The organism is bacterium, from assembly GCA_020440705.1.
Lineage (GTDB): Bacteria > Krumholzibacteriota > Krumholzibacteriia > LZORAL124-64-63 > LZORAL124-64-63 > JAGRNP01.
This window is the reverse complement of the sequence record JAGRNP010000206.1, coordinates 1-3,722: the sequence shown is the minus strand read 5'-3', so window position 1 is coordinate 3,722 and position 3,722 is coordinate 1. Positions and strand designations below refer to the sequence as shown.

4 protein-coding genes are annotated in these 3,722 nt (G+C 67.8%); 3 read left to right on the top strand and 1 reads right to left on the bottom strand.

Annotated features, from left to right (window positions below):
* The 3 genes from KDM41_17565 to KDM41_17555 all read left to right on the top strand — a co-directional run.
* Positions 1-727 (top strand): hypothetical protein (locus KDM41_17565; GenBank protein ID MCB1185232.1); only part of this gene is annotated, 727 nt, incomplete at its 5' end.
* Positions 728-734: 7 nt separating this feature from the next.
* Positions 735-1,850 carry a glycosyltransferase gene (locus tag KDM41_17560; protein MCB1185231.1) on the top strand — a complete coding sequence of 372 codons (1,116 nt, stop codon included), beginning with the start codon at positions 735-737 and terminating at the stop codon, positions 1,848-1,850.
* Between the two features lie 77 nt (positions 1,851-1,927).
* Complete coding sequence (locus KDM41_17555; GenBank protein ID MCB1185230.1) at positions 1,928-2,974, top strand: glycosyltransferase; 1,047 nt, start codon at positions 1,928-1,930, stop codon at positions 2,972-2,974.
* 5 nt (positions 2,975-2,979) lie between these two features.
* On the opposite strand, the gene KDM41_17550 is transcribed toward KDM41_17555, so the two are convergent.
* Positions 2,980-3,722, bottom strand: a 743-nt coding sequence (locus tag KDM41_17550; protein MCB1185229.1) for a class I SAM-dependent methyltransferase, incomplete at its 5' end; no start/stop codon positions are given.

The following is a 3,722-nucleotide window of genomic DNA, read 5'->3' as shown; positions in this document are numbered from 1 at the left end:
TCTGCTCCTCAGTGTCATGCTTTCAGGAGCCCGGACGCCCGGAGGGCTCCTGCTGATGGTGCTGGGCGTTGTCGGCATGTTGCGATTGGGCGTACGGCGCGGGATGTCGGTGGTCGGCGTGAGCGTCGTCGGGCTCCTGGTCCTAGCGACCCTGCTTACGGTCATGAGGGAAGGCAAAACCGATCAGCTCAGCGGCGAGGTCCTCGTGGAGTACTTCTCCAGTGGCCTGTTTCACAGGACGTTCGTGATGCCGATGGAGACAGGCGTCTGGACGAATGCTCTCGCCCAGAGGGAAGGACTGTTCGGGTTCGAGAACATCCGGCCGCTGGCGATCCTGTTCGGGGAGACCTACCGGAACATCTCCAATTCCGTCGGACTGAATTTCGTCCTGAATCCCTATGTGACCGTTTCCGCAGTGACCTGCTTCCTGTTCGACTACCAGGGTTCTTTCGGATACTGGATCGGGTGGTGCGTGAGTCTCGTGCTGGTCTGTTCCCTCGACTTCTTCCTGACCTGTTTCGCGCATCTGCGGGGGCGGTTGTTGACATCGATCCTGGCGGCCTACCTGGTTGCCAACCTGTCCCTGGTCAGCGCGACGTTCACGACATTCCTGTTGACCCATGGAACTGTTCCGCTGGCCCTGGTCGGCTTGATCGTGGGCTACTTCCTGTTGAGTGCCGAGAAGTCGTCTCCGGAGATGCCGGTCTCTGCGGAACCGCAGGAGTAGCAATCACATGAGGATCGTCCACATATCGTCTGTGCACCCACCGGGCGATCCGAGGATCTGCTACAAGGAATGTCGGTCGGTGGCCAGGGCGGGTCACGAAGTCCATCTGGTCATGGCCGGTGCAGAGAGTCTGATACTCGAAGGGGTGACGATCCACAGCGTGGCGCGACCTCGGTCGAGGTTCGATCGGGTCTTGAGAACGGTACCCGGCGTCTTGAGTGTCGCGAAAAAACTGAATCCGGATTGGGTCCATCTCCACGACCCCGAGTTGATGGTGGGCATCCCATACCTGCGGGCTGCGGGGATCCGCGTCGTCTACGACATGCATGAAGACCTGCCCGCGCAGCTGAGGCAGAAGCACTGGATCCCCGCCGTGGTGCGGCCTCTGGCGGCCGGCATCGCCCGGACCGTCGAGAGGCTGTTGTTGCCCCGGTGCTCCGTGGTATACGCCGAAAAGTCGTATGGGGAATCGCGTCCCTGGGTAACGGACAGTGTCGAGGTCCTGAATTTTCCGATCCTGGAGGATGTCCGCAACATCGTGGCGCAGGCAAGACCTGCAGGGCTACCCTGGATCGGCTATATCGGATCGATCACGCGGGAACGGGGCGCCTTCGTGATGCTTCAGGCAGCCGCCGAGTTGCGCCGTCGCGGAGTCGAGGTGGGGTGTCTCCTCATCGGAGGTGGGCCGCCCCGGACCATGGCGGACCTGAGGGATATGGCCGAGAAGCTGGAGCTGCGCCATGTCGAGTTTCCCGGCTATCTCGCCCCGGCGGACGGCCTCGGAATGATTGCGGGCTGTGAGGTCGGAGCCGCCCTCCTGCAGCCGCTTCCCAACTACATGGATTCCTACCCGACGAAGCTCTTCGAGTACATGGCGCTCGGGATTCCCTCGGTCGTGTCGGACTTTCCCCTGTACCGATCGATCGTCGAACGATCCGGGAGCGGTGCCCTCGTCGACCCGACCGACCCCGTGTCGGTCGCCGATGCGATCGCATCGCTGCTCGCGGATCCGCGGATATCGGCAGAGATGGGGGCGGCGGGGCGCGCAGCCGCATTGGAAAGCTACAGCTGGGAATCCCAAGTGCCGCAATTGCTTTCGCTCTATGTGGCCCTGGGCCGGTAGCCCGGACTCTTCGGGCGATAGAGACGGGATGCACCCGGGATCATCGGAAAGACCTGGCAGGGAGAGGCAGAGCCATCATGACCGAAGCCGAACCGCGGGCCGCAGCAGCCGAGAAGCCGACGGTCACCATCATCGTCCCCTGCCGCAACGAGGCCGGCTTCATCGGCCCGTTCCTCGACGACCTGGCCGGCCAGACCGGCCTGGCGACGCCGCCCGAGATCATCATCGCCGACGGGGAGAGCGATGACGGCACCCGCGGGATCATCGAGAGCCGGCGCGAACGGCTGCCGGGTCTGCGGGTCCTCGCCAATCCGGAGCGGATCGTGTCGACCGGGCTGAACCGGGCGATCCGGGAGGCGCGCGGGGAGTTCATCATCCGCATGGACGTGCACACGACCTACGCCGAGGACTACTGCGCCGCCTGCCTGGCGGCGATCCGGCGGACGGGGGCGGCCAATGTCGGTGGTCCGGCCCGGACCAGGGCCCAGGGGGCGGTCGCCGAGGCCATCGCGGCGGCCTACGCCTCGCGCTTCGCGGTGGGCGGCGCGCGGTTCCACTTCGCGGACTACGAGGGCGAGGTCGACACCGTCACCTACGGCTGCTGGCGGCGGGAGACGCTGCTGGAGATCGGGCTCTTCGACGAGGGTCTGGTGCGCAACCAGGACGACGAGCTGAACTACAGGCTGCGGCGCGCGGGCGGCGTCATCTGGCAGGATCCCCGCATCCGTTCGTGGTACCACCCGCGCAACAGCTTCGGCCGCCTCTTCCGGCAGTACTACCAGTACGGGTACTGGAAGCCCGCCGTCATCGCGCGGCACGGGTCGCCGGCTTCGCTGCGGCACCTGGTGCCGGCGGGATTCGTCGCGGCGGGGATCGTCTCGCTGGTCGCGGGAGTCGTCTGGCGTCCGGCCCTGGTCCTGTTCGGGCTGTGGGCCGCGGCGTACCTGCTCTTCGTGCTGGCCGGGACGGTGTCGGTGGGCCGCCGCCGGGGCTGGCGGCTGGCGCCGCTGCTGCCCGTGGCGTTCTTCTGCTACCACTTCGGCTACGGCCTGGGTTTCCTGCGGGGGCTGCTCTTCCCGCCCCGCGGGCGCGGCGACGCGAAGGCGACCGATCTGACCCGGTAGGCGAACTAGCCGGCGTTGGGCACGTCGGCCACGCCGTAGGCCACGTAGCGCCACGCGCGGGGCACCACGGGGGCGACGAGGCGGTCGAGCCGGGCGAGGGCGTCGCGCTGGGCGTTGCTGCGGCCGAAGGTGGCCCAGAATCCCGTCGCCGCCAGCGTGCGCACCTCGAAGTCCGCCAGCAGGACGGCCATCTCGGCCAGGGAAACGTAGCGCCAGGCGCCGCCCCAGGGGATGAAGCAGCGGCGCAGGAAGCCGTGCAGGGGCGAGGCGGTCAGGTTCTCGGCGAAGTACAGCCGGCCCCCCGGCACCAGCACGCGCCGGATCTCGGCCAGGGCCTTCCGCTGCGCGACGAAGTTGTCGTCGCGCCCCACCCCGCCCAGCACCGACTTGAAGCACACGGCGTCGACCGAGCGGTCGGGCAGGTCGAGGGCGGTGGCGTCCAGGGCCCGGTAGTCGACCCGGTCGGCGACGCCGTGGCGTTCGTGCAGGGCGCGGGCCTCGGGCGAGGGCCCGTCCAGATCCGAGCAGACGACGTGGGCGCCGTCGCGGGCGAAGAGGAGGGAGAGGCCGCCGCGTCGCGAACCCAGGTCGACGACGGTCCGGCCGGGTCCGGGCAGGCCGGCCGCGCACCAGCAGCGCACGGCCCGCGACCACGTCACCACGTCCCACTCGAGCACGTCGGCCAGGAGGGCCGCGTCCGGGGCGACGAGGCGCTCGGGTGCTGCGCTAGGAGAAGCCACAGAGGTCC

Excerpts from the sequence above, each read along its gene's own strand:
- KDM41_17560 (MCB1185231.1), top strand. The coding sequence starts at position 735 with ATGAGGATCGTCCACATATCGTCTGTGCACCCACCGGGCGATCCGAGG.
- KDM41_17555 (MCB1185230.1), top strand. The coding sequence starts at position 1,928 with ATGACCGAAGCCGAACCGCGGGCCGCAGCAGCCGAGAAGCCGACGGTC.